Annotated in this window: 20 protein-coding genes and 1 pseudogene; 11 read left to right on the top strand and 10 right to left on the bottom strand. The window is 66.6% G+C overall.

Features of this window, described 5'->3' with window-relative positions:
- Positions 1-212 precede the first annotated feature (212 nt).
- The 5 genes from ACQPXH_RS07715 to ACQPXH_RS07735 are packed head-to-tail and all read right to left on the bottom strand — an operon-like array spanning position 213 to position 4,321.
- Positions 213-1,457 carry a hypothetical protein gene (locus ACQPXH_RS07715; protein WP_433601606.1) on the bottom strand — a complete coding sequence of 415 codons (1,245 nt, stop codon included), beginning with the start codon at positions 1,455-1,457 and terminating at the stop codon, positions 213-215.
- On the bottom strand, positions 1,451-2,002 hold the full coding sequence (locus ACQPXH_RS07720) for a nuclear transport factor 2 family protein (RefSeq protein ID WP_433601607.1): 552 nt from the start codon (positions 2,000-2,002) through the stop codon (positions 1,451-1,453). The genes ACQPXH_RS07715 and ACQPXH_RS07720 overlap by 7 nt, the downstream gene beginning before the upstream one ends.
- Positions 2,002-2,268, bottom strand: a complete 267-nt coding sequence (locus ACQPXH_RS07725) for a ferredoxin (RefSeq protein WP_433601608.1) — start codon at positions 2,266-2,268, stop codon at positions 2,002-2,004. The genes ACQPXH_RS07720 and ACQPXH_RS07725 overlap by 1 nt, the downstream gene beginning before the upstream one ends.
- Positions 2,265-3,116 (bottom strand): SDR family oxidoreductase, encoded by an 852-nt coding sequence (locus tag ACQPXH_RS07730; RefSeq protein WP_433601609.1) that lies wholly within the window; start codon positions 3,114-3,116, stop codon positions 2,265-2,267. The genes ACQPXH_RS07725 and ACQPXH_RS07730 overlap by 4 nt, the downstream gene beginning before the upstream one ends.
- The gene (locus ACQPXH_RS07735) at positions 3,116-4,321 is read right to left on the bottom strand and encodes a cytochrome P450 (protein ID WP_433601610.1); all 1,206 of its coding nucleotides are present in this window, start codon (positions 4,319-4,321) and stop codon (positions 3,116-3,118) included. The genes ACQPXH_RS07730 and ACQPXH_RS07735 overlap by 1 nt, the downstream gene beginning before the upstream one ends.
- 290 nt (positions 4,322-4,611) lie before the next feature.
- On the opposite strand from ACQPXH_RS07735, the gene ACQPXH_RS07740 reads away from it, so the two are divergent.
- The 9 genes from ACQPXH_RS07740 to ACQPXH_RS07780 all read left to right on the top strand — a co-directional run bounded on the left by ACQPXH_RS07740 (position 4,612) and on the right by ACQPXH_RS07780 (position 14,315).
- Positions 4,612-6,081 carry an aldehyde dehydrogenase gene (locus ACQPXH_RS07740; RefSeq protein WP_433601611.1) on the top strand — a complete coding sequence of 490 codons (1,470 nt, stop codon included), beginning with the start codon at positions 4,612-4,614 and terminating at the stop codon, positions 6,079-6,081.
- 29 nt (positions 6,082-6,110) lie between these two features.
- Positions 6,111-6,863: an SDR family oxidoreductase gene (locus ACQPXH_RS07745; RefSeq protein WP_433601612.1), complete on the top strand. Its 753-nt coding sequence runs from the start codon at positions 6,111-6,113 to the stop codon at positions 6,861-6,863.
- Positions 6,860-7,732: an NAD(P)-dependent oxidoreductase gene (locus ACQPXH_RS07750; RefSeq protein ID WP_433601613.1), complete on the top strand. Its 873-nt coding sequence runs from the start codon at positions 6,860-6,862 to the stop codon at positions 7,730-7,732. Before ACQPXH_RS07745 ends, ACQPXH_RS07750 begins: the two co-directional genes overlap by 4 nt.
- Positions 7,733-7,829: 97 nt before the next feature.
- Entirely contained in the window at positions 7,830-8,219 is a 390-nt protein-coding gene (locus ACQPXH_RS07755) for a carboxymuconolactone decarboxylase family protein (RefSeq protein ID WP_433603358.1), read from the top strand.
- 12 nt (positions 8,220-8,231) lie between these two features.
- Positions 8,232-9,698, top strand: coding sequence for an FAD-dependent oxidoreductase (locus ACQPXH_RS07760; RefSeq protein ID WP_433601614.1), 1,467 nt, complete (start codon positions 8,232-8,234; stop codon positions 9,696-9,698).
- 11 nt (positions 9,699-9,709) lie between these two features.
- Positions 9,710-10,288 (top strand): TetR/AcrR family transcriptional regulator, encoded by a 579-nt coding sequence (locus ACQPXH_RS07765; RefSeq protein WP_433601615.1) that lies wholly within the window; start codon positions 9,710-9,712, stop codon positions 10,286-10,288.
- A gap of 226 nt (positions 10,289-10,514) precedes the next feature.
- Positions 10,515-10,940 carry an acyl-CoA thioesterase gene (locus ACQPXH_RS07770; RefSeq protein ID WP_433601616.1) on the top strand — a complete coding sequence of 142 codons (426 nt, stop codon included), beginning with the start codon at positions 10,515-10,517 and terminating at the stop codon, positions 10,938-10,940.
- A gap of 73 nt (positions 10,941-11,013) precedes the next feature.
- A complete protein-coding gene (locus ACQPXH_RS07775; RefSeq protein WP_433601617.1) occupies positions 11,014-11,787 on the top strand; it encodes an ABC transporter ATP-binding protein in 774 nt (257 codons plus the stop codon).
- On the top strand, positions 11,787-14,315 hold the full coding sequence (locus tag ACQPXH_RS07780; RefSeq protein WP_433601618.1) for an ABC transporter permease: 2,529 nt from the start codon (positions 11,787-11,789) through the stop codon (positions 14,313-14,315). The genes ACQPXH_RS07775 and ACQPXH_RS07780 overlap by 1 nt, the downstream gene beginning before the upstream one ends.
- 153 nt (positions 14,316-14,468) lie before the next feature.
- On the opposite strand, the pseudogene ACQPXH_RS07785 reads toward ACQPXH_RS07780, so the two are convergent.
- A pseudogene (locus ACQPXH_RS07785) lies at positions 14,469-14,756 on the bottom strand (ADP-ribosylglycohydrolase family protein); the annotation flags it as partial.
- On the opposite strand from ACQPXH_RS07785, the gene ACQPXH_RS07790 reads away from it, so the two are divergent.
- Positions 14,671-14,979 (top strand): phosphatase PAP2 family protein, encoded by a 309-nt coding sequence (locus ACQPXH_RS07790; protein WP_433601619.1) that lies wholly within the window; start codon positions 14,671-14,673, stop codon positions 14,977-14,979. The pseudogene ACQPXH_RS07785 and the gene ACQPXH_RS07790 sit on opposite strands and share 86 nt — an antisense overlap.
- Here the strand turns inward: ACQPXH_RS07790 and ACQPXH_RS07795 are convergent.
- The 4 genes from ACQPXH_RS07795 to ACQPXH_RS07810 form a co-directional block, all read right to left on the bottom strand.
- Positions 14,920-16,080 carry a VWA domain-containing protein gene (locus ACQPXH_RS07795; RefSeq protein ID WP_433601620.1) on the bottom strand — a complete coding sequence of 387 codons (1,161 nt, stop codon included), beginning with the start codon at positions 16,078-16,080 and terminating at the stop codon, positions 14,920-14,922. The two genes, ACQPXH_RS07790 and ACQPXH_RS07795, sit on opposite strands and share 60 nt — an antisense overlap.
- Before the next feature lie 304 nt (positions 16,081-16,384).
- The gene (locus ACQPXH_RS07800) at positions 16,385-18,787 is read right to left on the bottom strand and encodes a DUF5682 family protein (RefSeq protein ID WP_433603359.1); all 2,403 of its coding nucleotides are present in this window, start codon (positions 18,785-18,787) and stop codon (positions 16,385-16,387) included.
- A 120-nt stretch (positions 18,788-18,907) separates the two neighbouring features.
- Entirely contained in the window at positions 18,908-20,008 is a 1,101-nt protein-coding gene (locus tag ACQPXH_RS07805) for an ATP-binding protein (RefSeq protein WP_433601621.1), read from the bottom strand.
- Complete coding sequence (locus ACQPXH_RS07810) at positions 20,005-22,887, bottom strand: DUF5691 domain-containing protein (protein WP_433601622.1); 2,883 nt, start codon at positions 22,885-22,887, stop codon at positions 20,005-20,007. Before ACQPXH_RS07810 ends, ACQPXH_RS07805 begins: the two co-directional genes overlap by 4 nt.
- A gap of 451 nt (positions 22,888-23,338) precedes the next feature.
- Between ACQPXH_RS07810 and ACQPXH_RS07815 the strand changes: the two genes are divergently transcribed.
- Entirely contained in the window at positions 23,339-25,765 is a 2,427-nt protein-coding gene (locus tag ACQPXH_RS07815) for an AAA family ATPase (RefSeq protein WP_433601623.1), read from the top strand.
- Positions 25,766-25,777: the final 12 nt, after the last annotated feature.

Genomic DNA, 25,777 nt, shown 5'->3' on the forward strand with positions numbered 1-25,777 from the left:
CAGATGCCCTCGAATTAGAACACGTTCTCATCATGGCTGTCAGGGGCTCGCTGGCGATGACCTGGTCGAATACATGCCGAGACATGGTTCAATCCGCCTGATGATCCGGTGCGCGGCTCGCCGCGTACTCCCGCGCCCAACGGGTAATCGGGCATCGCGTCGACCGCATGCTCGAAGAGATCGGCGAAATTGTGGGACATGGCAATTCACTCTCAGCGAATGACGGTGAGCGGCAGCGGAATACCGCGGTCGGTGAAGGTGAAGGCGGCGCCGGTGCTGATCCGGGTGATGGCCACCTCGGTCGCCTCCTTGAACGGCGCTGCGGCGAGGGCTATCTCAGCGGTCCAGCCGTGCTGGTCGGAAGTGGTCGAGTGCACGTCGAACCGTGGATTCACGCCGCGCACCATGGCCGCCAACGGTGCTGGATGGTCGGGGTCGATCATCGATGGCCAGGTGCGGTCGGTGTCGGCATCGCTGTGCCACGGCACGCGCAGTCGTACCGCATCGTCGGTGACGGATACGTCGATGCCGGTGTACGGCAAGGGATTCCATGCCGGATGCAGGAGCAGAACCTCGGCCAGCGCGGCCGGATCGTCGCCGAGCCCGAGTGCGTTGCGAATTCGCTCGGAGGTGAGTCCGGCGATGCCGGTGAATTGTTTGCGGCCGATATCGGTTGCGGTGTCGGCGGACCGAGCGCGCACGGCGGTCATGAAGCCGATGGTGAGCAGATGGTGTTGCAGACAGACCTCGTCGGCCATGCGCACCAGCGCAGATTTGGAGAAGTCGGCGAACCGCAGATCACTGAGCAGCGGACCGGCGTAATCGCTTTGGCCGGGATCGTCCTTATCGATGGGGGACAGTTCCAGTAGTGCGGCTCGGGAGTTGGCCACCACCTCGGCATTCGGCGGTGTGGGCGGTGGGATATGTGCCGGGTCGATGACGACGGTCCACGCGCACACCGGCTTTCGGTCCGCCGGATGACGCGGCGGCCGGTGGATCGGCCGCACCTGGGCATGCGGATTGGTGGCGAGGGCGGTCGCGTCGAAGGTCGGATCCTCGATGTCGTGGCACATGGACACCACGAACTCCTCGCCGAGCGGCTCCACATCCGCCAGGGCGCCACAGTGGTCCAGCCAGAATTCGCCGTGATCGCGATCCTCGACGCGGAAACGGAAGTCCATGAACTGCGGCGGCGCACCGATATCGAGTTGCAGGCCCTTGAAGATCGTCGGCACATCATCGCCCTCGAAATCGAGCGCCCGGCGCATCCGGCGGGTATAGACCGGACTGGCGAGCTGCCACTCCTCGATGGCGACCGCCGCCATGCCCTCCCGCCCGAATGCCCCGATGGAATGCGCCATTCCGGACCGGTCGATCAGATGACCGCACAGCAGCAGTTCGGGCACCAGCGTCGCCAGCTGGGCCCGCGACAACCGGTCGAAGCTCGAAATCACCACAGCGGAACCGGTGCTTCGCCGATCCGATACCAGCCCGGCAGCGTCTTTCCGGAGACCGACCGCTGGATTCGCTTCTGCATTCCTGTCGTCAGTGCGTTGTTCTGGATCATCTCCACGAACAACTGCGAGACATTGCCGAAGTCGAAGAAGTCACGCTGCCAGGACCATTGGTAGTCGCCGCCGTAGCGGAACCAGCTGCCGCCGATGCCCTCCGGACTGTAGTTGCGACCGTCGGATCGCTTGTTGTCGCTGATCTGCTTCCAGAAGCCGATGACATCACCGCTGCGCGCATCGATGACGAACTGTTGGTACGGATAGGACCAGCCCTCCAGCCCATCCATCTCCTGACCGAGTGCGAGTTCCCGGATCTGGGCCCGCCCCACTGCCATGAATTCCTGGGTCGGACCGTAATTCCAGCCGTAGGTGGCGTCCTCGGTGTACATCTCGGCGAGCGGCTTCCAGTCGCCCTTTTCCTCGCAGCGCTGATTCTCCAGCACCCAGCGCCGGACCATCTCGTCGAGTTCGGTGCGGTCGAAATCTGGCATTACCGTGTTCCTTTCGCAGTGTTTGCCCGCCCCGCCGGCTCCGCAGGCTCCGCCGGCTGCCATCCCCCAGATTCGTCCTCGCGGATCGACAGCGCTCGGGTGGGGCAGTAGCGCACCGCGCGCTCGATATCCGCGCGGGCTTCGGGACCCGGTGTCGGGTCGAGGATCTCGACCTTGCCGCGCTTGGGCACGGTGAAGGCCGCGGGCGCTTCGTCCTGGCAGACGGCGTGCCCCTGGCACAGATCCAGATCGACGACGATCCTCACGGTCGGCTCCTGCCCTCGGCGGTCGGTAATGGACCCAGCGGTAATGGACCCAGCGGGGATGGACGCAGCGGGAATGGACGCAGCGGGGCCTCGGGCTGGACCTCGACCAGCACGAGATGCGCCCCGCGCGGTGCGGAGACCACGGCGATGACCGCGGCGGCCAGATCGCTCGCACGCAGCATGTACGGGTGACGGGCGAAACCCCAGGCCTTCCAGTCCTCCAGCATCGGCCCGACCACCTCGGGAGTGGAATTCATGCCCATGCCGGTCAGTGTCGGCCCCGGGCGCACCAGTGATGCGCGAACTCCGCTGCCCTCCAGCTCCATTCGCATCTGCTGAACCATTGCCTCGAGCCCGGCCTTGGCAGCACTGTAGGCGCCGGTGCGCGGGCGGGGCTCCTCGGCGCAGTCGGAGCTGATCAAGACGAAATCGCCGCGCTGCCTGCGCATCATGCCCGGCAGTACCCGGTGCACCAGCCGGTGCGCGCCGACCAGATGCACCTGCACCTGCTGCAGGAACCGATCCGGTTCCATCTCGTGCACCAGCGAGAATTCGATATCGCCCGCGCCGGAGACCAGGATTTCGGTGGGTCCGAGGGTGTCTTCGGCCGCGGCGACGAAATCGTCGACGGATGCCGCGTCGGTGACATCGAGCTGGTGGGCGAAGGCTTCGCCGCCGTTGGCGCGGATTTTGGCCGCCAGCGCCTCGCATTGATCCACCCGGCGCGCGCCGAGCGCGACTGGGTGTCCGAGTTCGGCGAGCGCTTCGGCCGTCGCGGCGCCGATACCGGAGGATGCTCCGGCCACAATCGCCGGTCGGCGCACCGGATTCGGTTCGAACCGTGGCATTATTCGGCCTCCACGATGACGGGCAGGTTGGCGAATCCGCGGACATTGGTCGAGTGCACGCGCTTGATCCCGGCGTCGACGACGTCGTAAGAGCGCACGCGCGAAGCGAATTCGCGCAACGCGACGTTGGCCTCCAGCCGGGCGAGGTGGGCGCCGAGGCAGAAGTGCACGCCCGCACCGAAACTCGCGAGTCCGGACTTGTCGGTGCGCCCGATGCGGTAGCTGTCGCCGTCGGCGAAGACCTCCGGATCCCGATTGGCCGAACCGATCAGCAATAGCACCTTCGCGCCCTTCGGGATGGTGCGGCCGTGCTGGTCGATATCCACCGCGGCACAGCGCGCGACCATCTGGCTGGAGGTGTCGTAGCGCAGCGTCTCCTCGACCCAGTCGGTGACCAGCTCGGGTTCCGCGACGACCTTGGCGTATTCGCTCGGATTGCGTGCGCTCCAATAGAGCGCATTGCCGAGCAGTTTGGTGGTGGTCTCGTTACCGGCCACCACCATCAGGAACATGAAGCCGATGATCTCCTCGTCGGACAGGGTGTCGCCGTCGATTTCGGCATCCAGTAGCGCCGAGGTGAGATCCGCTGTCGGAGCACGCCTTCGCGCGGCGACCATTTCCGCGTAATAGGTGAGCAGCGTGATCGATGCCTGCGCGGCGGCCATCGGGACATCCAGGACGCCGTCCTCGCGGTGCACCACCAGATCGGCCAGCCTGCGGATCTGGGCGCGGTCGGCCTCGGGCACGCCCATCAGTTCGGAGATGACATCCATCGGGAGTTTCCCCGCGACCTCATCGATCCAGTCGAACTCGCCGGTCGCGAGTGCCGGTTCCAGGTAGGACAGCGTCAGGTCCGTGATCCGGTCTTCCATCTCGGCCACCCGCTTGGGGGTGAAGCCCTTGTAGACCAGGCGGCGCATGCGCATATGCCGCGGATCGTCCATGGCCAGGAACGACATCACCCGGCTCGCGTGCGGACCCCACGCCGCCGGATCCAGCGAGACCCCGTTGGCGCTGGACAGGCGGACGCTGTCACGGAAGGCCGCGGTCACATCCGCGTGCCGGGACAGCGCCCAGAAATCCAGGTCGGCGTTGTAGTAGAGCGGCGCCTCGGTGCGCAGCCGCTCATAGGTGGGGTACGGGTCCTCGTGGAATGCGTAGTCGTAGGGGTCGAAGGTCAGGGGCTCCAGTGAGGCGGCCGTCATCGCGATAACCCGGAATTCGAGAACCGGTTCTCATTGGTGAACGGTGTCGCGTCATCAATGGGAGACACATAGCTGGACATGTGTCTGGACGGTACCACCGGCATGCCGGAATCGACAGAGGTTTCCCTGAACAATCTGGGTGAGGTTCGGGTTTGTCCCGAATGGCGGATGGTCGTTTTCGTCGGGGCGGTCAGGCTGGTTCTGGACCATGAATATGAAACGAGTTCTTGCGTACGGGAGCGGACCGAGACTATATTCCGTACACCTGTCCAGACAGTATCGGAGCCTTTATGAGCAGCCTCCTGCCCGCCGACGGTTCGCGCCTGCTGATCGGCGGCAAACTGGTCACCGGCGGGGACGGCGTCTTCGCCACGGTGAACCCGGCGACCGAAGCGGTCATCGGTCAGGCCGCGAATGCGAACGGCGCGGATATGGACGCGGCCATCGCGGCCGCGCGCACGGCATTCGACGACACCGACTGGTCGCGCGATCACGCCTTCCGCGCCCGCTGCCTCGAACAGTTGCGCACCGCATTGCAGGCCGATGTCGACGAACTGCGCGAGATCACCGTCGCGGAGGCGGGCGCGCCGACCATGCTGACCAGAGGGCCACAACTCGAAGGCCCGGTCGCAGATCTGTCATTTTCCGCATCGCTGGCCGAAACCTACAGCTGGGAAACCGATCTCGGCACTGCGACACCGATGGGCATCGAGAGCCATCGGGTGTTGCGCCGCGAGGCGGTCGGCGTTGTCGGTGCCATTACACCGTGGAACTTCCCGCACCAGATCAATTTCGCCAAACTGGGTCCCGCGCTCGCGGCCGGAAATACCGTGGTACTCAAGCCCGCACCGGATACCCCGTGGTGTGCGGCGGCCGTCGGCGCGATCATTGCCGAGCAGACCGATATTCCGCCCGGCGTCGTCAATATCGTGACCTCCACCGATCACGGTCTCGGCGCGCAGCTCACCACCGATCCGCGCGTCGACATGATCAGCTTCACCGGCTCGACGCAGACCGGTAGATCGGTGATGACCGGCGCGGCGACGACGTTGAAGAAGACCTTCCTCGAACTCGGCGGCAAATCGGCATTCATCGTGCTCGACGACGCGAATATCGCGGGAGCCTGTTCGGTGGCGGCGTTTTCGGTGGCCGTGCATGCGGGACAAGGGTGTGCCCTCACCACCCGGCTGCTGGTGCCGCGCGCGGCATACGACGAAGCGATCCAGGCCGCGGCGGCCACCCTGTCGGGCATCGTTCCTGGTGATCCGGCCGATGCGCGCACCGTCTGCGGACCGCTGATCTCCGAGCGCCAGCGGGCAAGAGTCGAGCGGTATCTGGAGATCGCGCGTGCCGAGGGCGGCCGGATCGTGATCGGCGGCGGCCGACCGGCGGGCCGCGAGCGCGGATATTTCATCGAACCGACATTGATCGCGGATGTGCCGAATACCGCGACGGTCGCCCGCGAGGAGATCTTCGGACCTGTGCTCGTGGTGATCCCGCACGACGGCGACCACGATGCGATCCGGATCGCCAACGACTCCCCGTACGGACTCTCCGGCTCGGTCTGGGGCACCGACCCGGACCGAATTCGGCACGTCACCAATGGCGTTCGCACCGGCACGATCGGTGTCAACGGCGGCGTCTGGTACTCGGCCGACGCACCGTTCGGCGGCTTCAAACAATCCGGCATCGGCCGGGAAATGGGCCTCGCCGGATTCGAGGAATACCTGGAAACCAAGCTCGTCGCGACCGCCGGATAGACCACAAACAGCCGCAAGGAGCTGATTTCATGACTCGATTCCCGGGAAAGACAGCCATCGTCACCGGCGCCGCCCGAGGTATCGGCGCGACATACGCCAAGGCGCTGGCGAACGAAGGCGCCAATGTCGTTGTCGCCGACCTGAATGCCGAGCGCGGTAAGGCCGTAGCCGCCGAGATCACCGCCGGTGGTGGCAGCGCCGTCTTCGGCGAGGTCGATGTTGCCGATCCGGAATCGGCCACCGCCCTCGCCGAATTGACCGTCCGCGAATTCGGGGCGATCGACCATCTGGTGAACAATGCCGCCATCTACGGCGATATGAAACTCAACCTGCTGCTCAGCGTGCCCTGGGACTACTACAAGAAGTTCATGAGCGTGAATATGGACGGTGCGCTGAATATGACCCGCGCGGTGTGGCAGCACATGGTCGAGGCGGGCGGCGGATCGATCGTCAACCAATCCTCCACTGCCGCATGGACCTACTCCAGCTTCTACGGCTTGGCCAAGGTCGGCATCAACGGCCTGACCCAGCAGCTCGCCTTCGAACTCGGCGGTTCCAAGATTCGCATCAATGCCATCGCGCCCGGTCCCATCGATACCGAAGCCACCAAAACCGTGACACCGAGCGTCATTGTCGACGACATGGTGAAACGGTTGCCGCTCCAGCGCATGGGAACACCGGATGACCTGGTCGGCGCCTGCCTGTATCTGCTCTCGGACGAGGCCAGCTGGGTCACCGGACAGATCTTCAATGTCGACGGCGGACAAGTGTTCCGGTCATGAGTAGCGAATTGCCGGTCGGCTTCATCGGTTTGGGCAATATGGGCGCACCGATGGCAAAGAGCCTGCTGTCCTGGCCCGGTGGACTCACCGTCTGCGATGTGCGCCCCGATGCGGTACAACCGCTCACCGAAGCCGGTGCCGCATCGGCTGTTTCGGCTGCGGAAATCGCCGAGAAGGCGGCCGTGATTTCGGTGACCGTACTGGACGACGCACAGGTGCGAGCGGTGGTCACCGGACCGGAGGGGGTGTTGCGGACGGCCGCCCCGGGCACCGTTATCGCCGTGCACTCCACCATCAGCGACCGGACCGCCGAAGAGTTGGCTGGCGAATGCGCCGAGTACGGAGTCGAATTGGTGGACGCGCCGATCAGCGGCGGTGCGGCCGGCGCTACGCGCGGCAAGCTCGCGGTCATGGTCGGCGGCAGTGATATGGCATTCGAGCGGGTGCGCGGACCCTTCGGCTGCTTCGCCGATCTGGTCGTGCACGCCGGGCCGGTCGGCGCGGGCACCCGAATGAAGCTGGCGCGCAACCTCTTGCATTTCATCGCATTCACCGCGGCCACCGAGGCACAGCGGCTCGCCGAGGCGGCGGATCTGGATATCACCGTGCTGGGCAACGTCGTCCGGCATTCCGACGCGGTCACCGGCGGTCCCGGCGCGATCATGCTGCGCGACCGCACCGCACCGATCGAACCGAATGATTTCTGGCTGCCGATCCTGAGTCACGTGCGCGATCTCGGCGAAAAGGATCTCAGCCTGGCCTTGGATCTCGGCGCGCGACTCGGCGTCGAACTGCCGCTTGCGGAATTGGCTCTCGACCGCCTCGGGTCCGGGCTCGGCGTGCCGGAGGAAAGGAAATCCAATGAGTGAAGCATCGCGTAGCGATTCGACGGGGGGTGGCGGTCGGGTGCCGGGTGGGCGCGACAACGGATCTGCTGATTCGGTACGTCAGCGCGGGCTGGCCAAGATGGCCGAGGTCTACGGCACCGAATTCCAGGACTACCCCAGCGACCATTTCGCGGTCACGGCCGATCATCTCTTCGCCGAAATCTGGTCGCGTCCTGGACTCACCATTCGGGACCGCCGACTGATCCTGCTCGGGGCGCTCGCCGCCGGGGGCGCGATGGATACGGCGGGTATCCAGATCGGCGCGGCGCTGCGCAACGAGGAGTTGACCGAGGCGCAGCTGCACGAGATCGCGCTGTTCCTCTGCTATTACGTCGGCTGGCCGACCGGCACCAAACTCGACCTGCTGGTGGGAACGATTGTCGCCCAACAGAAAAAGGCGGCACGCAAGCAGTCGGAACAGGTGGCGGAGTCCGAATCGTCGGGGTCGTCCCAAGACGCGAATAAGTAAGGAACGCGAAACATGTCTGATGCCGCAAAGATCCGGCCGCTGCGGGCCGCCGCGATCGCCGCATGGGATTTCGAGGCGGATGTCGTCGTCGCCGGATACGGCATCGCCGGTGTCTGCGCCGCCATCGAGGCCGCACGCGCGGGGGCCGACGTGCTGATCCTGGAACGTACCGGCGGCTGGGGCGGTGCGGCGGCCATGGCGGGCGGATTCATCTACCTCGGTGGCGGCACCCCCTTGCAGCAAGCGCTCGGCTTCGAGGACACGCCGGAGAACATGGAGACATTCCTGCAGGCCGCGCTCGGTCCCGGACAGGATCGGGCGAAGATCGCGGACTACTGCCAGAACAGCGTCGAGCACTACCACTGGCTGGTCTCCAACGGGGTGCCGTTCAAGGAGGAGTTCTGGGGTGAGCCCGGCTGGGAACCGCCGCACGACGAGGGACTGATGTACTCCGGCGGCGAGAATGCCGCGCCGTTCAACGCCATCGCGAAACCCGCGCCGCGCGGCCATGTTCCGCAAATGGCGGATAAGAAGATCGGCGCCAAGAGCGGCGGCTACATGCTGATGAAGCCGCTGGCCGATACCGCCGAAAGTCTCGGTGTCGGCATCGAATACGACATCAGGATCCGGCGGCTGGTGATCGACGAGACCGATCGGGTGGTCGGCGTCCTCGCGACACGCTTCGGCAAGGAGGTCGCGATCCGCGCCGAACGCGGGGTGGTGCTCGCCACCGGCAGTTTCGCTTACCACCAGCAGATGATCGAAGGCTATGCGCCGCGGCTGATCGGGCGGCCCGCCGCCGCCATCGAAGAGCACGACGGCATCGGCATTCTGGTCGCGCAGGCGCTGGGTGCGGAGTTGGCGCATATGGATGCCACCGAGGTGGCGTTCTTCGGAGATCCGCAGCTGTTGGCGCGCGGCATTCTGGTCAACGGGCGTGGTCAGCGCTATATCCCGGAGGACACCTATCCGGGCCGGATCGGACAGGCGACGCTGATCCAGCAGGACAATCAGGCGTTTCTGGTCATCGATGAGGAGTCGCTCGAGGCGGCGCTGGCCACCGTGACATCCACGCCGTTCTTCCGGCAGCCGCCGACCTGGGCGGCCGAGACCGTCGCGGAGCTGGAATCCGATATGGGTCTGCCGGAGCGCGCGTTGCAGGGCACCGTCGAGTGCTACAACCTGCACGCCGCCGACGGCAAGGATCCATTGCTCGGGAAGAAGCCGGAGTGGGTCAAACCGATCGGCACCCCGCTCGCCGCTTTCGACATGCGGGGCTTCACCGCGGGTTTCACCCTCGGCGGGCTGCGCACCGATCTGGACTCGCGAGTGCTGCACGTCTCCGGTGAACCGATTCCCGGCCTATTCGCCGCGGGCCGCTGCACCTCCGGGCTCTGTGCCGGCGGCTATGTCAGCGGTGCTTCCCTCGGTGACGGCAGCTTCTATGGCCGGCGCGCCGGTCGCGCCGCCGCAAAGTAGGATCTAGACACATGTCCGAAGGTGAGTCCATCATCCTGGAGGCGACCCGGCGTCGCCTCACCGAGAAGCAGGCCGACACCGTCGACAAGCTGACCAAGGCCGCAGTGGAAGTGCTTGCGCGCGAAGGCTTCGCGGGGATGACCATCCGCATGGTCGCCGCGGCGGCCGGCGTCGGCACCGCCACGGCGTATACCTACTTCTCCTCGAAGGAACATCTCGTCGCCGAGATCTTCTGGCGTCGCCTCTTCGCCAGTTCGGCTCCGGTCAGCGATGACCCGGACCCCACCGTCCGGGTCGTCGCCGAACTCCGCAATATCGCCATGCTCGTCGCCGACGAACAAGAACTCGCGGGCGCCGTCACCAGCGCCCTGCTCGGCCGCGATCCCGACGTCGCCCACCTCCGTGCGCGGATCGGCATGGAAATCCGCAAACGGCTGATCCGCGCCCTCGGCCCCGACGCCGACCAGGACGTAGTCGAATCCCTCGAACTCGTCTACGCGGGCGCACTCGTCCGCGCGGGCATGGGCTACGCCTCCTACTCCGAAATAGCCGACCGCATCGAGAAGTCGGCGCTGCTGATTCTGAAGTAGCTCTTCCTTGTTCACGACGGAACCTCGGCGTCCGTGGCGATCCCCTGGCCTGCTCGGTGTTGCCCGTCGGCGAGTAGGGCAACTGGCCAAGTGATTCCGAGGCCACCGGCCACGGCATCATGATCCCGCACGCCGCGCAGCTCGATGCTGACATCCTCGACTTCATCAGGGCGTGAGGGCCGGGCCGGTAGCGGCGGATGTCGTACCCCGCCGCTACCGTGAGCCAATGGGATTCGCGCTCTCGATCACCGTGTCGCCTGAGGACATCGATGGCAACGGACATATGAACCAGGCCGTCTATCTGCAATATGCGGAACGGGCGCGCTGGGCCTGCCTGCGGGAGGGCGGTCTATCCCAGGAGAAGTTGCGGGACGCCGGGGTCGGGCCGATCTCGCTGCAGGTCACGCTCGAATTCAAACAGGAACTCTTCGTGGGCGACGAGGTCACTGTCACTTGCGATTTCGCCTGGGATGGCAAAACCCACCGGACCATCCAGGAGATCCGCAAGGCCGATGGCACGGTCTCCGCCGAGATCGTCGGCGTCGGTGGTCTGCTCGATCTCGCCGAACGGCGTTTGGTGCCGGACGCCGCGCGCTACTTCCGCGACCTCGCGCAGGATCCGACGGTCTTCGGTCTGGGCCGGTCGGCGTAGTTCTGAGGTTTCCTCGAGACTTGGGGGAGGTCCCTGATGGCGCGGGCGCGCGATACCGGACAGACTGGGTTCCATGACTTCGCAAGCCCTAGGTGCCGACCTCGAGAAATCGGCTGCCGCCACTGTCGCGGCGCGCGCCATCGACCTGGTGAAGGTCTACGGCCACGGAGATACGCAAGTCAAGGCACTGGACGGGGTTTCAGCCGAATTCGTGAAGGGGGAGTTCACCGCGATCATGGGGCCCTCCGGATCTGGCAAATCGACCCTGATGCACTGCCTGGCCGGCCTGGACAGTGCCAGCACCGGAACCGTGCGGATCGGTGATACCGATCTCGCCGGGCTCTCCGATAAGCAGATGACCCGGCTGCGGCGCGATCGCATCGGCTTCGTCTTCCAGGCATTCAACCTGGTGCCGACGCTGACCGCGCAGGAGAACATCACCCTGCCGCTGGATATCGCGGGCCGCAAGCCCGACCAGGACTGGCTGGATACGGTAATCAAGCGGCTCGGGCTCACCGATCGACTCACCCACCGGCCGAGCGAACTGTCCGGCGGGCAGCAGCAGCGGGTGGCGTGCGCGCGGGCGCTGGCCGGTAAGCCGGAGATCATCTTCGGTGACGAGCCGACCGGTAATCTCGATTCGCGCGCCTCGGAGGAGGTGCTCTCGATCCTGCGCGCGGCGGTGGACGAATTCGGGCAGACGGTCGTCATCGTCACCCATGAGCCACACGCGGCGGGATATGCCGACCGGGTGGTGTTCCTCGCGGACGGTCGCATTGTCGACGAGTTGCGCGATCCCACCGCTGAATCGGTGCTCGACAAGATGAAGTCGCTGGAGCAGGTCTGATGAGCGGCAAACCGATGCGCAAGGTGGTCTTGCGCAATCTCGCCGCGCACAAGGTGCGACTGGCACTGACCCTGCTGTCGGTGGTGCTCGGAACCGCATTCATCGCAGGCTCATTCGTCTTCACCGATACCCTCCAGCGGACCTTCGACGGGATCTTCGCCAATCAGGCCAAGGGCGTCGATGTGCGGGTGAGTCCGCAAAAACAACAGGCACAGGGCATTCCGCTCAGCGTGGTCGACCAGATCTCGAAGATGGACGGGGTGCGGGCGGTCGCGCCGAGCGTCAACGGACCGCTGGTGCTGCTGTATCCGGACGGTAAGAAGGCCGTACAGACCGGTGGCGCACCGACTTTCGGCCAATCCTACATTCCGCCGGATAAGGCGGTCGCCGAACCGGATAAGTTCGTGCAGGGCGTCCCGCCCGCGCACGAGGGCGAAATCGCACTCAATACCGGCGGCGCCGAACGCGCCGGTCTGCATGTCGGCGACAAGACCAAGGTGCTGGTTCCCTCGCACGGCAACCCGATCGACGTCACACTCACCGGAATCTACGAAGTCCCTTCGGACACCGGCGGTTTCATCGGCGTGCTCTTCGACGACGCGCAGGCCCGCCAGCTGTTCACCGACGGCTCGCATGTCGCGTATATCGATATCGCGGCCGTCGGTATACCGGGTGACGACCTACGCGACAAGATCGCGAACGTGCTGGTGGATTACAAGGTGCAGAACGGCGATCAGGTGCGTGCCGATCTGAAGAAGGAAGTCTCCAACGCGCTCAACTTCATCAATTACTTCCTACTCGCCTTCGGCGCGATCGCACTGATCGTCGGCACCTTCATCATCTACAACACCTTCTCGATGATCGTGGCCCAGCGGTTGCGTGAGCTGGCGCTGCTGCGTGCGGTCGGCGCGAGTCGACAACAGGTCGGCCGATCCGTGGTGGCGGAGGCACTGGTCATCGGATTGGTCGGCAGCGCAATCGGTTTGGTGGGCGGCATCGGTCTGGCCTTCGGGCTTTCGGCACTGCTCAATGCGTTCGATCTCGGCCTGCCGACCGGATCGTTGACGGTGCTGCCGCGCACCGTGATCGTCGGACTGCTCGTCGGACTGCTGGTGACGGTGGTCAGCGCCTATGCACCCGCGCGTCGCGCCGCCAAGATTCCGCCGGTGGAGGCCATGCGCGAGGAGTTCGCCTCGGCCGGTGAATCGCTGCGGCTGCGGACCGGTTTCGGCAGTGCGCTGGCCGTCGCGGGTGTGGTGCTAGTGGTGCTCGGTGCGCAGAAGACCGGCGGCCATGCCGCACTGACGGTCGGGATCGGCGCGCTCGGCCTGATCTTCGCGGTACTGCTCGCGGCGCCCGCATTGTCGCGGCCGGTGGTTGGGGGTCTCGGGGTGCTGCTGCGGCCGTTCGGCCCGATCGGCCGGATGTCGCGCAATAATGCCGCGCGCAACCCACGACGTACTGCCGCAACGGCTTTCGCGCTCACCCTCGGTTTGATGCTGGTGACCGCGATCGGCATGCTCGGCGCGTCGGCGAAGGCCAGCGTGAGCGTGCTCGTCGACAAGGGCGTGAAGGCCGACTATGTGCTGGCCGGACCGCAGATGATCGGGGTGCCGCTCGGTGCGGGTGACGCCGTGCGCAAATCGGTGCCCGGGGTGGCCGATGTGGTCGGCCTGCGCGGTGTCGCGTTCAAGGTCGGCGATGAGCAGCTGGCCGGCACCGAATTCGACGGCTCGCCCGACCGTGTCATCAACTACGACATGATCAAGGGCACCAACACGCTGGGCGATCACGATGTCATGGTGTCGCAGGACGAGGCCGATAAGCGCGGCTGGAAGGTCGGCGATCAGGTCAGCGTGACGAGCCTGGGGTTCAAGAAGATTCCGGTCCAGGTGGTCGGCATCTACAAGAAGACGCCGCTGCTCGGTCCGCTGGTGGTGTCGCCGGTCATGTACGACGAGGTGATGCCGACCAACTTCCGGACCAACCTGTTCATGTTCGTCAAGGCCCAGCCTGGTGCCGATCTGGCTCAGATGCGCACCGATCTGGAGAATGCGACCGAGCAGTTCGTCGTGGTCCAGGTGCAGGATCGGGAGGAGTTCAAGGGCGCCCAGGGCAAGCAGATCAATACGCTGCTCGCCATCCTGTACGGGCTGCTCGCGTTGGCGGTGGTGATCGCGATTCTCGGCATCGTCAATACCCTCGCGCTGTCGGTGGTGGAGCGGCGTCGCGAGATCGGCATGTTGCGCGCGGTCGGCATGCAGCGGGCTCAGGTACGCCGAAGCATCTATCTGGAATCCATGCTGATAGCGGTATTCGGCGCGATCGTCGGGATGCTGCTCGGCCTCGGTCTCGGTGTCGGCTTCCTGCGAACCCTGCGTGACCTGGGCATAGATGAGATCGCCATCCCATGGAATCAACTGGTGCTGGTGCTCATCAGCTCGGCCGTGGTCGGTGTTCTCGCCGCGCTGTGGCCGGGAATTCGTGCCGCCCGCACCCCACCCCTGGCCGCCATCGCTGACCTGTAGGTCTATTTCGGAAAATAGCGGGCACTTCGCCGTCGGCGCAGCATAGGCGTCGGTCGGCGGAGTGTGCCCGAATTCGCCGCAGAAGTCCGCGGCCGAATGCTCGATGACCGGACCGGCATCGAGCATGGTGCGCCACTCGTCCGCGACGGCACGGCGGCCGTAGCGAGCTCCGAGGATGCTGCCGCAGATCGCTCCGGTGGAGTCGCTGTCGCCGAAGTGATCGACCGCTGACAAGATTCCGTTGCGGAAGATGTGTCCCGGTGTGCCGCCGACCTTTCGGCGGCGAGTGCGGCGAATACCCCGATAGGCCAGGGCTTCCGGGTCGATCCAGCCCGAGGCTATCCTTGCATGTGGGGTGGGCCCTGCTGCGGCCTTCGCCGTGGTTGCGGCGACCCGGAGTTCCTGGCGGTGGCTGGCGCTGGCACATCCGGTGCTCACCACGGTGGTCGTGGTCGGGACCGGTAATCACCACTGGCTCAACGCGATCGTCGCGGTGGTGCCGCTCGGATTGTCAGCGCTGCTGCATCCACTGGTGCCTGCCGCGGCGACGGCGTGGGGTGCGATGGGACCGGTGGGACCGCAGCCGGTGCCGACGCGCTGGCACTCAACTGGTTCCGGCATTTCGGCTGGCCCAGGCTTGAATATCGCCCCGGTCGAGGGCTAGCGCGAGCAGGTCGGGGAACTTGTCCGGGGTGCAAGCGAAGGCCGGTATGCCGAGGGCGGCGAGAGCGGCGGCGTTGTCGTGGTCGAAGGCGGGAGCGCCGTCGTCGGAGAGGGCGAGCAGGACGACCACCTGGGCGCCGGAGTCCCGCATGGCATTGACGCGGCGCAGCATCTCTTCGCGGATGCCGCCCTCATAGAGGTCGGAGATGAGGACGAACAAGGTGTCCGCGGGGCGGGTGATGAGCAATTGCGAATAGGCGATGGCGCGATTGATGTCCGTGCCGCCGCCGAGTTGGGTGCCGAAGAGGACCTCGACCGGATCGGTGAGTTGTTCGGTCAGGTCGACGACTTCGGTATCGAAAACGACCAGCGACGTTTTCAGCGACCGCATCGAGGCCAGGACCGCGCCGAACACCGAGGCGTAGACCACGCTGGAGGCCATCGAACCGGATTGATCGATGGCGAGGACGACATCCCGGTGCACCGCCTGCGCCTTGCGGCCGTAGCCGACCAGACGTTCGGGCACGACGGTCCGGTGTTCGGGAAGGTAGTTGGCGAGATTCTTGCGGATAGTGCGGTCCCAGTCGATATCCCGCAGCCGAGGTCGGGTCACGCGGGCGGCGCGGTTCAATGCGCCGGATACCGCCGCGACGGTATGTGCGGCAATGCGCTGTTCGATTTCGCGGACCACCTTCTCGACCACCATTCGCGCTGTCGCCTTGGTGGTTTCGGGCATCACCCGATTCAGGCTCAGCAGGGTGCCGACCAGGTGCACGTCCGGTTCGACCGCTTCGAGGAGTTCCGGTTCCAGCAGGAGCTGGGTCAGATTGAGCCGATCGACGGCGTCGCGCTGCATGACCTCGACGACGGCGGACGGGAAGTAGGTGCGAATATCGCCGAGCCAGCGGGCCACCTTCGGTGCGGAGCCGCCGAGTCCGGCCGAGCGCTTACCGGAGCTCTGGTCGTCGGTGTTGTAGACCGCGCCCAAGGCTCGATCCATGGCCTCGTCATCCGCGGAACCCAAGCCGCCGAGGGGTTGTTCGGCGGCGGTGCCGAGCACCAGACGCCAACGCCTGGACTGGGTTTCATCGATCGCATTCATCCGGTCACTCCGGGAGATAGGTGACGGCGGAATGCCACCACATCGTGGTTCTGGTTGGTCCACATCGTCGTTCTGGTCGGTCGAGGGCCCGAGCGCGGTGCTGAAGGAGCGCGTCGGGCGGCTGCTGGGCTGTCCTGGCAGCCGCATTGCACAATGCGGTGCGGCGAGCTGATCGCGTCGTAATGCCCGACGAGTGGGCAGAATCGCTCGCGATGCGGATGGCGACGATCTTCGGCTCGGTATGGAAGGCCTTGCGGTCGTCGGTGCATCGCTGCGAGTTGATCCGGTGCTAGGCGCGTCGGGCTCATACCGGCACTCCGAGGATGTCCGCGACCGTACGCATGGCGACCAGCCCTCGTTCCACATCGAAGGTCGTGTCCGCGCCGGTACACGATGTGCCGGAGCCACCGTCGCGCACCGCCTGGCCGATGGCGCGGCGCTCGCCGGATCCGAATGCGCCGAAGGTGCGGCGTAGCAGCGGCAGGATCTCGACGAACATGTCGTCGCCGAGACCGCGGAGCCAATTGTCGATGAGCCGCAACAACTCTCGGTCGTGGACCAGCAGCAGGCCGCGACCTCCGAGGAAGCCGTCGATCCAGGCAGCCTTGGCGGCGGCGGTATTGCCGATCGACAGGGCGGCGGAAAGCCTACGCGCGGAATCGGATTCGTCGATGCGTCCGGCATCGGCGAGCAGTCGGACGGCACGACCGACCAGCGCGCCGTGCACATCGTCACGGTCGGCGAGGCGGTGCAGAGCGGCCAGCCATTCGCCGGTGGCCCAGTCGTTGTCGCGCGTGTGAATGGCGGTGTGCGCGGCATCGAGCTGGCTGCGGAGTTGTTCGGCGGCATCGGTATCGAGGCCGGTGACCGCACCGGGCAGCCCCGCGCAGATCCGCACGAGCAGGCCGTCCGCGACGTGGGCGAGAGCTTCGGTGTCGGTGCCGCGGACGTCGCCGTAGCGCAGCGTGCGGGTCAGGCCGGGGAGCGCGGCCAGCAGATGGGTTACGTCGTGGTCGAGTGCCGCGGCCGATTCCAGGCGGCTGATCAGACCGTTGGTGGCGTCGCCGAGATCGGCGAGCAGCGCGACCTCGAGTGCGGCGGTGAGGTCGCCGACGGTGCTGCCCGCACGGCCCGCGGTGTCGAGGATTTTGGCTTCCGCCGCGGTGCGGATGGTGGTGCCCCAGCGGGAGGCCTCGACGATCGAAACCGCGAATTCGGGTCGCCACCGCAGCGTCCAGGATTCGCGGAAGGTGCCGGTGCTGCGTACCTCGCCGGTTGTCGGCGTGCCCCAGTCGATTCCGAGTACCCGCAGCCGGTGCAGCAGTCGGGAGCGTTCGACCTCGCGCTCCTTGCGCAGGTCGAGATCGAGGTTGCGGGACAGGGCTTCCTGCTTCAGCCGCAGTGTGCGGATCCGGGCACGCAGATCGGCATCCAGCGGGACGGTCGGCGTGCCATCGGGAACTGCGCCGAGTGCCTCGCCGACCACCAGTTCGGACGCGACGAGCCGCACCATCGTCTCATCGCCCGCGCACATCACCGACCGCACCGCCTCGGTGACCTCCGACAGCCCCGCCAGCGGCCGAGCCCGCAGCACCGCGAGCGTGTCGGCGAGCCGGACGGATTCGATGATATGCGCACTGGAAACCGGCAGATCGTGCGCGCGCAACACCCCCGCCACCTTGGTCAGCCAGCGCGCGACCGGCTGTTCGGTCTCGGTGAACAGGTGGTGATACCAGCCCGGCGAGGTGATTCCGGCACCGTATCCTGATGTCGTCGCCAGGCGGGAATGCGTCCACGGCACCCAGGTCACGGTTGCCTTCACCTTGGGAAGCCCCTTGAGCAACTTGGCATCCGCCGTCGCAGGCCCCAACTTCCCCGTCAATGCCGGTGCATGCCATGCCCCACACACCACCGCAAGCCGCTGTGCCCCTTCCTTCAACGCCTTCCGCATCGTCTGCCGCATATGCGCCTCGCGCCGCAAGGTGTGCGCGTCGATCCCGATGGCTTGGCGCTCAACGTCTTCGAGCTCGATCGCCTCGTCGACAATGTCACCGGTCCGCGAGTTGGCCGACTCGGCATGTGCGGCGGGCCGGGGTTGGTCGTCGGGCTCGAACGTCTTGCTGCTCGGGTCTCCACCCGCCGGAATGCCGGGTATCTCGTGCGGCTGTCGGCCGGGCGAAGTGTCTTCGATTGCGTCCGTGGCAGGTCCGATCGCGAACATGCCTCGTTCAGCGGCTTCTCGCAGTGCACCCATTGCCTCGGTGATCGCTTCGAAAGCGTCGGCGTCGGCAACGGATTCGACCACTGCGTCCCACCAGCGTTCGGCATCGTCGTAGCCGGCCGCGGCGGCCAATTCGGCGAGTGGATCGATGCGGTCACCCGGTTCGTCTTCGGTGGCGAGGACGGTGGTCGCGGGAAGGTCGCAGAACTTCACCGGCACTGCGTGTTCCGCCGCATGCCGCAGCGCCTGCCATTCGGGGGAGAACACCGCGTACGGCCAGAATGCGGCCTTGGCGGGCTGGTCCGGCACATAGGCCAGCAGCGCGACGGGCGGTGACATTCCCTCGGCCGCAACGTATCCGACCAATGGGTCGGCATCGGCCGGGCCCTCGATCAGGATCGCGTCGGGGCGAAACCGCTCGAGCGCGGTGCGCAAAGATCTGGCCGAACCCGGGCCGTGGTGCCGGATGCCGAACACCCGGGTCACCGGACCGGTCTGGGCGGCGTTCTGCTGGTCGTCCCCACGGTCGTCGGCCGTGTTTGTCTTGCTCACCGTGTCACTCCCGGTTGAACATGCGGTGTGGTCGGATCAGTCGGCGGTGCCGCCTCATCCGTGCACCTCGCGGCAAGCGCGGTAGAAGTCGGACCATTCGGGGCGTTCGCGGACAACGGCTTCCAGATACTCGGTCCAGATGACGGCGTCGGCCACCGGATCCTTGATGACCGAGCCGAGGACCGCGCCCGCGATATCGGACGCGCGCAAGGTGCCGTCGCCGAAGTGTGTCGACAGGGCGATGCCGTTGGTGATCACCGAGATCGCTTCGGCGGTGGACAAGGTGCCGGAGGGCGTCTTGAGTTTGGTGCGGCCGTCGGCGGTCATGCCGGAACGCAGCTCGCGGAAGACGCGCACGACCCGGCGGACTTCCTCGGCCGCGGCGGGAACCGCCGGAAGTTCGAGGGCGGCGCCGAGTTGTTCGACGCGGCGGGTCACGATCGCGACCTCCTCGTCCTCACTGGCGGGCAGCGGCAGCACAACGGTATTGAAGCGGCGACGCAGAGCAGAGGACAGATCGTTGACGCCGCGGTCGCGGTCATTGGCGGTGGCAATGACATTGAAGCCCTTGGCGGCCTGCACCTCCATCCCGAGTTCCGGTACCGGCAGGGTCTTTTCGGACAGCACGGTGATCAGCGCGTCCTGGACATCGGACGGAATGCGGGTGAGTTCCTCGATCCGGGCGATGGCGCCGCGACGCATCGCGGTCATGACCGGGGACGGCACCAGCGCACCCTCGCTCGGCCCCTCCGCGAGCAGCCGCGCATAGTTCCAGCCGTAGCGGATCGCTTCTTCGGCGGTACCCGAGGTGCCCTGTACGAGCAGGGTCGACGCACCGCTGATCGCGGCCGAAAGATGTTCCGATACCCAGGTTTTCGCGGTGCCGGGCACGCCGAGCAGCAGCAGCGCCCGATCGGTCGCCAGCGTCGCGACCGCCACCTCCATCAGCCGTCGCGGCCCGACGTACTTGGGGCTGATCACGGTGCCGTCGTCGAGCGTGCCGCCGAGCAGATAGGTGACGACCGCCCACGGCGACAATTGCCATGACGGCGGCCGCGGCCGATCATCGATCGCGGCCAGTGCCCGCAGTTCCTCGGCATAAGCCTGTTCGGCGTGCGGACGCAAGAGCTCCGGCTTCGAATCGGTTGTGGTCACTGCAACTCCTCGAGCATCATCGAGCGGTGGTTGAGGTCATGGGCGAGCTGATCGAAGGCTCGCTCCCAATTGGGATCGGTGCATCGGCGCGCCAGCGCGGTGGCGGTACGCGCCGCGCTCACGGGCAGGTGCACGGCCGCCGCGGACAGCAGCGACCGATGCGCGCTCGGACCGGTGCCGTGCGCTTCGGGGCGTTTGGCCGCGGCACGTGCGCGTTCGAACAACAACAGCATCAGGTGTTGGGCAAGGGGTTCCGGCCACGGATGGCCCATGGCGGGCAGCAGCGCCTCGAGCTCCGAGAGCCACGCGCCGTCCAATTGCAGCAGATGCCGGGCGCGATCGGTGAGTGGCAGCAGCGCGAACAATTCGCGGCGTCGAAGCATGGCCAGATCGGTCGGCACCCCGGCATCGAACAGCGCCCGCGCCCAGGCTGAATCATGTTGTGCCAGTGTGGCGTCCACCCAACCGTCGAACAGTGGCTGCCGGAAGCGGTCACTGATCCTGGCCCGGGTGGCCTTATCGGGTGCGCCGAGTTCGGACTCCCAGTGCGGCAACGGTGTCGCCGCCACGAGTTGCCGCAGCCGACCCGCGCGCAGGTCCGGTGCGCCGTCCCAGCGATAGGTGAACTCCACCGCGCGGTCGTTGATGCCGTCCCTGCGGTCGGCATCGTCGAGCTCCTCCGGAATGCGGACAACCAGATTCGGATGCAGCAGCAGATGTTCGACCGTGACCCATGCGCTCGCGCGCCGGGTCATGCGCTGCGTGAATGCCGAATCCGATAGCAGCGGAAGCAGTCCGGTCGCGATTCGCCGGACATCCGATCGTCGATCGTCCAACGCGGTCTCGAGCAGCGGTTCGTCATCGGCCGAAATCCCATCGGAGAGTACGGCCAAGAGTTCGGCCTTCAGCGGGCCGGATTCCTTCGGCCAGGACGCGGTCAGCGCCGCACGTGCGGCTGCGGCATCTCGTCGGCGCAGTTGGGCGAGCCATTCCCGGCGCTCGGGCGGTTGGCCGAACTGCCAGCTCTGCGCCGTCGGCGCATCGGAAGGCCCTTGCCGCACCAGGTCGCGCCAGTCCGGATGCTGGTCGGACAGCCAGCGGCCGCGGGTTCCGGCCAGTTGCAAAAGCGGTTCGCGCAGTTCGGTATTCGCCTTCGCCTGCGCGAGCAGCAGCGCGCACAGTGCATCCGGGGCGCGATAGTCGAACGGTGCTGCGGCCGCGAACCATTCGGGCAGGAAGGGGGACCGCTCCCGCAACAGGCGAGCGAGTCGGGATGCCGCGGCGCGGGGCAGAAGTCGCCGCGCGTCATCCGCGGCGGTTTCGGGCTTGGTCGCCGTACTGACGGATACGCCACCACGCGCGAAAGCGCCACGTAGCGCGGCAGATTCGAGAAGCACAAATGCCGGATCGGTGCGCAACCGGGTCGCCGCGGCGGCCACCGGAGCCTCGAGCCGCACGGGATCCGCCGCCCTGCGGGCCGTGCCGAGCAGCGCCACCGAGGTCAGCTCCTGCGACACCGGCGCAGCAGGCGCATTCGACATCGCACGCGTGCCGAACTCCGCACTGTCGACATCGACGACCTCACCCGCGGTGAATACCGAGATCGGCACCAATCCGGCCACGCCCCATTCGGCGGCCAGCGTCACCGGGTGCCCACCGGACACCGCGAGCAGTCGCCACGGCTGCTCGGTAGCCGCAACCGGCAGCGCGGTGCCGTTGGATTCGGTTATGTACCAGCCATTTTCGGTCCACACCGGCACGACATCGGTGAGCAGCAGCGGTCGCGATCGCAACCACGGATCGCCCGCGAGTTCCCCGGCATGCCCGGTCAACACGGCGGCGATCGTCCCGTCGGCAACCGGCAGCGTGGTGAACGGTTCGGCCGCACCGTGCCGTTCGCCCCAGAGTGCCCGCAGCGGCGCGCCAGCTGGGTAATAGTGCAGATCCGCTTCGGCCATCATGCCGGGCAGCGGTACCTCCGCCGCGAAGCTCGGCGTGCCGAAGGAATGTTCGAGCAGCAGCGCCCAGCGTCGAGTCCGCCTGCCGTACAACCATGTTCGGCGCGTGTAGAGCCGCTCCTCCTCGCTGGTCCGGATGCCGAGTACCTGCCACTGATCCCGGACAGCGGGTTCGGCGCGCACGGATTCGGCGGATGTCGGATAGCCGATATGGGTGCGGACGCAGGCCCGCAGCTCCGGCGACAATTCGTCGAGTCGGCGGTGCGCGGCGATCAGCAGATGCAGCCTCGCGTATTCGGCGAGTACGACCTCTGGCCAGTCCGCCCTGGTCACCACGGTGGTCGGCAGCTGGCGCAACGTGGCGGCGACGCCGGGGGCCTGCGCGTCGACCATTCGGGCCGCGATCGCCTCGAAGGCGCGAAACGAGCGATCGGTCTGAGCCAGCCCGGTGCGCACCTGATCGCCGAGCCAGATATCCAGTTCCTCCAGCCCCGCCGTCACCCGGACCCGCCGCTGTTCGGCGGTCGCCGGATTGGCCGTGCGGGCCCGTGAGTCGGTGGCGGGCTCGGCCGCGCGAACCGCGCGGGCGTTGATCCATTCCGCCGCGAAGTCCGCGATCGGTGCTTCGGCGACCGCGCCGCCCGACCAGGCGAGCAAGAGCGACAATGCGTGCTTGCACGGGAACTTGCGGCTCGGACACGAGCACTTGTACGCCGGACCCGCCAGCGCCACAACTGTCTGATACGGCTTGGCGCCGCTGCCCTGACACAGGCCCCACAGCGCGGTGTCCGACTGCCCGGTGCCGCGCCAGCGTCCGGCGAGCTTGCGCGCGGCGGATAGCGAGCTCGCATCGGGTGCGAGCGCGCTGACCTGTTCCACGGTCCACGGCGCGGTCATATGTATGGCTCCCGCCTGGTTCATCCGGCGGCCCCGGATCGACTGTATGTCATGTCTTCCCCCATTGCTCGGTTGCCGAATTTCTACCGCAGCCCACCGACAAGTTAGGTGGTGAGCGGCTATTTTTCTGGAATACGCTGCGGGGACGACGGATTCGGCGATAACTGTATCTTGCGCTGGTTGCCCGATTCTGGCATCCTGTCCTGTTCGGCTCCGACCGAGCCACCCAAATCGGGTGACACACCATCGAGCTGCCCGCCGGGGTTGGCGAGGGGTGGACATCGAGCGGGGCCCAGCCTGTTCGATGGCCATACCATCCCCGCGGGCAGATTCGCTTTTCCCCTTCCGGTCGCGCGAAACGGTGCCGCAGTGGGCGAATTCGACGCCATCGGGTAGCGTCTCGTTCAGCTTTCAACAGTGATACCCGTGCGGGGTTGGAGGACGTGCCGCGGTTTGTGGTCGAGGGGGTTTACGCATGCGTACAGATCCCGGAACCGATACTGCGGCGGTACCGCGCCTGACCGAAGTGGTATCCCGACGGCTCGCGGCCGATCCTGCGGTCACCCCCGACGTCGCGCACACCGTGCTCCGCGCCCTCGGTGGCGGCGAGTCGGATGATCTGACAACCGAATTCGATGGCTCCGGCATCTTCCTGCGTGCGATCCGGGTACGCGGCTTCCGCGGTATCGGACCCGAAGCGACACTGCAGTTGCCGCCGGGGCCGGGTCTCACATTGGTGGTGGGCCGCAACGGAAGTGGCAAGTCGAGCTTCGCCGAGGCCGCCGAGCTGGTGCTCACCGGTAGTAATCGTCGCTGGGACGGCCGGTCGGCGGCATGGCGCGAGGGCTGGCGGAATCTGCACGACGGCGGCTCGGCGCGCATCGAACTCGAATTGCTCACCACCGGAGCCGATCCCGAGCTGACCATTGCCAAAGAGTGGTCACCGCAGGCGGATCTGGGCCAGGCGCACTGGACCGAACAGCGATCCGACACCGCGTCAACGGATTTCGACGGCAACCGCTGGGCCGGTCTGCTGGAGTTGTATCGCCCTTTCCTGTCCTACAGCGAACTCGGCGCACTCGTCGACGGCAAACCGAGCGATCTGTTCGACGCGCTGCACCGGCTGCTCGGCCTCGACGAATTGACCGTGGCACAGGAGCGGATCCGCACCCGCCGACTGGAACTCGAACGCGCCGTAAGGGATTCGCGCCAGGCACGCATCGAACTAATGACCGCGCTCGGTATGGTGGCCGACGACCGTGCGGTGCGGATGGCGGCGCTGCTGCGCCCGGACCGCCCCGATCTCAGAGCCATCGGTCGCGAGGTACTCGGCACGGTCGAGAATCCGGTCGGGCCGGATGGGCTGCGGGCAATCGTGCGACTGGTCTTGCCCTCGGGTGCCGAAGTCGAAGCGATCGCCGCTCGCCTCGAAGAGTGCCGCACGGTGCTCGCGCGCGATTCGACCGCCGATGCCGAGGCCGATCTGCGGGTGCTGGACTTGCTGCGGCGGGCGCGTGATCATGTCGGTGCCAGCGGGGAATGTGCGTGTCCGGTCTGTGGGCGTGGGGAATTGGACGCGACGTGGTTGCGCGGCGCGGACGCCTCGATTGCCGAGCTGACTTCCCGAGTCGACGCACTCGCGAGCGCGCGGGCCGCACTGCGACAGGCCGTCCGCGACGCCCGCGCACTCCCGGAACATATCCCCCCGGAACTCGATTTCGATCCGCGCAATCCGCCCACCGTCGACACCACCGCGGTGCGTCGCGCCTGGACCGACTGGGCGGCGCTGACCGGCGCCGATTACTCGCCTGACCTACCCGATCGACTGCGCGGTGCGCACACTCGCCTGGTCGACGAACTCGAGTTGCTGCAACAGGGCACCCGCAAAGAACTGAACCGCCTCGACGAGGTGTGGGCGCCGCTGGTGCCCCGCATCAGCGGCTGGCTGGAGGGTGCCCGCGCGATCATCGCGAACGGCAGCGAACTGCGTACACTCAAGCGCGCCGAGGATTGGCTCAAATCCGCGACGGCCGGATTGCGCGGCGAGCGGATGGCGCCGCTGGAGACCACGGCGCGCTGGGTCTGGCGCACACTGCGTCAGCAGAGCAATGTCGAGCTCGGTGCGATTCGATTGCAGGGCAACGCCGGAACCGCGCGGCGGGTGCTGCTCGATGTCACCGTCGACGAGGTGGACGGCGCCGCGCTCGGGGTGATGAGTCAGGGGGAGCTGCACGCCCTCGGGCTTTCGCTGTTCCTGCCGCGAGCGACGGTGGAGGACAGCCCCTTTCGCTTCGTCATGATCGATGACCCGGTGCAGGCCATGGATCCGGCCAAGGTGGACGGACTGGCCAGGGTGCTCGAGGTCATGGCATGGACGCGGCAGGTCATCGTCTTCACCCATGACGAGCGGCTGGCCGAGGCGGTGCGGCGCATGCAACTCGACGCCAGCGTGCTCGAAGTGCAGCGCCGCGAACGCTCGGTGGTGGAAGTGCGGGTATCGAGCGACCCGATCCGCCGCTACCTCGACGACGCCCGCTCCCTGGTCCGCACCCCCCAACTCCCCCCGGCGATCGCCGACGAACTGGTAGCCACCTGTTGCCGCTCCGCCGTGGAAGCGGCCAGCCTGGCCAGAGCCCGGCGCAATCTGCTCGCCGACGGCATGGACCACCGCGACGTCGAACGCCACATCGAAGGCGCACAAACAACTCGCGCAATGGTCGCGCTCGCGGTCATGGGTATCGGCGGCCGAGTAGACGACCTGAACAAACACCTCGCCAGGGAAGGCAGATGGGTCGTCGACGCCTTACGCGACGCCACCGCGGGAGCCCACGTACCCATCGGCCGCAGCATGCGCGACCTGATCGCGGACACCGAGAAGTTCGTCGGCTGGCTACGCCGATGAACGGGTGCTACG

Source organism: Nocardia sp. CA-135953, from assembly GCF_050955735.1.
Taxonomy (GTDB): Bacteria; Actinomycetota; Actinomycetes; order Mycobacteriales; family Mycobacteriaceae; genus Nocardia.

Excerpts from the sequence above, each read along its gene's own strand:
- ACQPXH_RS07795 (WP_433601620.1), bottom strand. The coding sequence starts at position 16,080 with ATGAATGCGATCGATGAAACCCAGTCCAGGCGTTGGCGTCTGGTGCTC.
- ACQPXH_RS07745 (WP_433601612.1), top strand. The coding sequence starts at position 6,111 with ATGACTCGATTCCCGGGAAAGACAGCCATCGTCACCGGCGCCGCCCGA.
- ACQPXH_RS07755 (WP_433603358.1), top strand. The coding sequence starts at position 7,830 with ATGGCCGAGGTCTACGGCACCGAATTCCAGGACTACCCCAGCGACCAT.
- ACQPXH_RS07765 (WP_433601615.1), top strand. The coding sequence starts at position 9,710 with ATGTCCGAAGGTGAGTCCATCATCCTGGAGGCGACCCGGCGTCGCCTC.
- ACQPXH_RS07770 (WP_433601616.1), top strand. The coding sequence starts at position 10,515 with ATGGGATTCGCGCTCTCGATCACCGTGTCGCCTGAGGACATCGATGGC.
- ACQPXH_RS07720 (WP_433601607.1), bottom strand. The coding sequence starts at position 2,002 with ATGCCAGATTTCGACCGCACCGAACTCGACGAGATGGTCCGGCGCTGG.
- ACQPXH_RS07735 (WP_433601610.1), bottom strand. The coding sequence starts at position 4,321 with ATGACGGCCGCCTCACTGGAGCCCCTGACCTTCGACCCCTACGACTAC.
- ACQPXH_RS07750 (WP_433601613.1), top strand. The coding sequence starts at position 6,860 with ATGAGTAGCGAATTGCCGGTCGGCTTCATCGGTTTGGGCAATATGGGC.
- ACQPXH_RS07760 (WP_433601614.1), top strand. The coding sequence starts at position 8,232 with ATGTCTGATGCCGCAAAGATCCGGCCGCTGCGGGCCGCCGCGATCGCC.
- ACQPXH_RS07815 (WP_433601623.1), top strand. The coding sequence starts at position 23,339 with ATGCGTACAGATCCCGGAACCGATACTGCGGCGGTACCGCGCCTGACC.
- ACQPXH_RS07780 (WP_433601618.1), top strand. The coding sequence starts at position 11,787 with ATGAGCGGCAAACCGATGCGCAAGGTGGTCTTGCGCAATCTCGCCGCG.
- ACQPXH_RS07740 (WP_433601611.1), top strand. The coding sequence starts at position 4,612 with ATGAGCAGCCTCCTGCCCGCCGACGGTTCGCGCCTGCTGATCGGCGGC.
- ACQPXH_RS07775 (WP_433601617.1), top strand. The coding sequence starts at position 11,014 with ATGACTTCGCAAGCCCTAGGTGCCGACCTCGAGAAATCGGCTGCCGCC.
- ACQPXH_RS07810 (WP_433601622.1), bottom strand. The coding sequence starts at position 22,887 with ATGAACCAGGCGGGAGCCATACATATGACCGCGCCGTGGACCGTGGAA.
- ACQPXH_RS07730 (WP_433601609.1), bottom strand. The coding sequence starts at position 3,116 with ATGCCACGGTTCGAACCGAATCCGGTGCGCCGACCGGCGATTGTGGCC.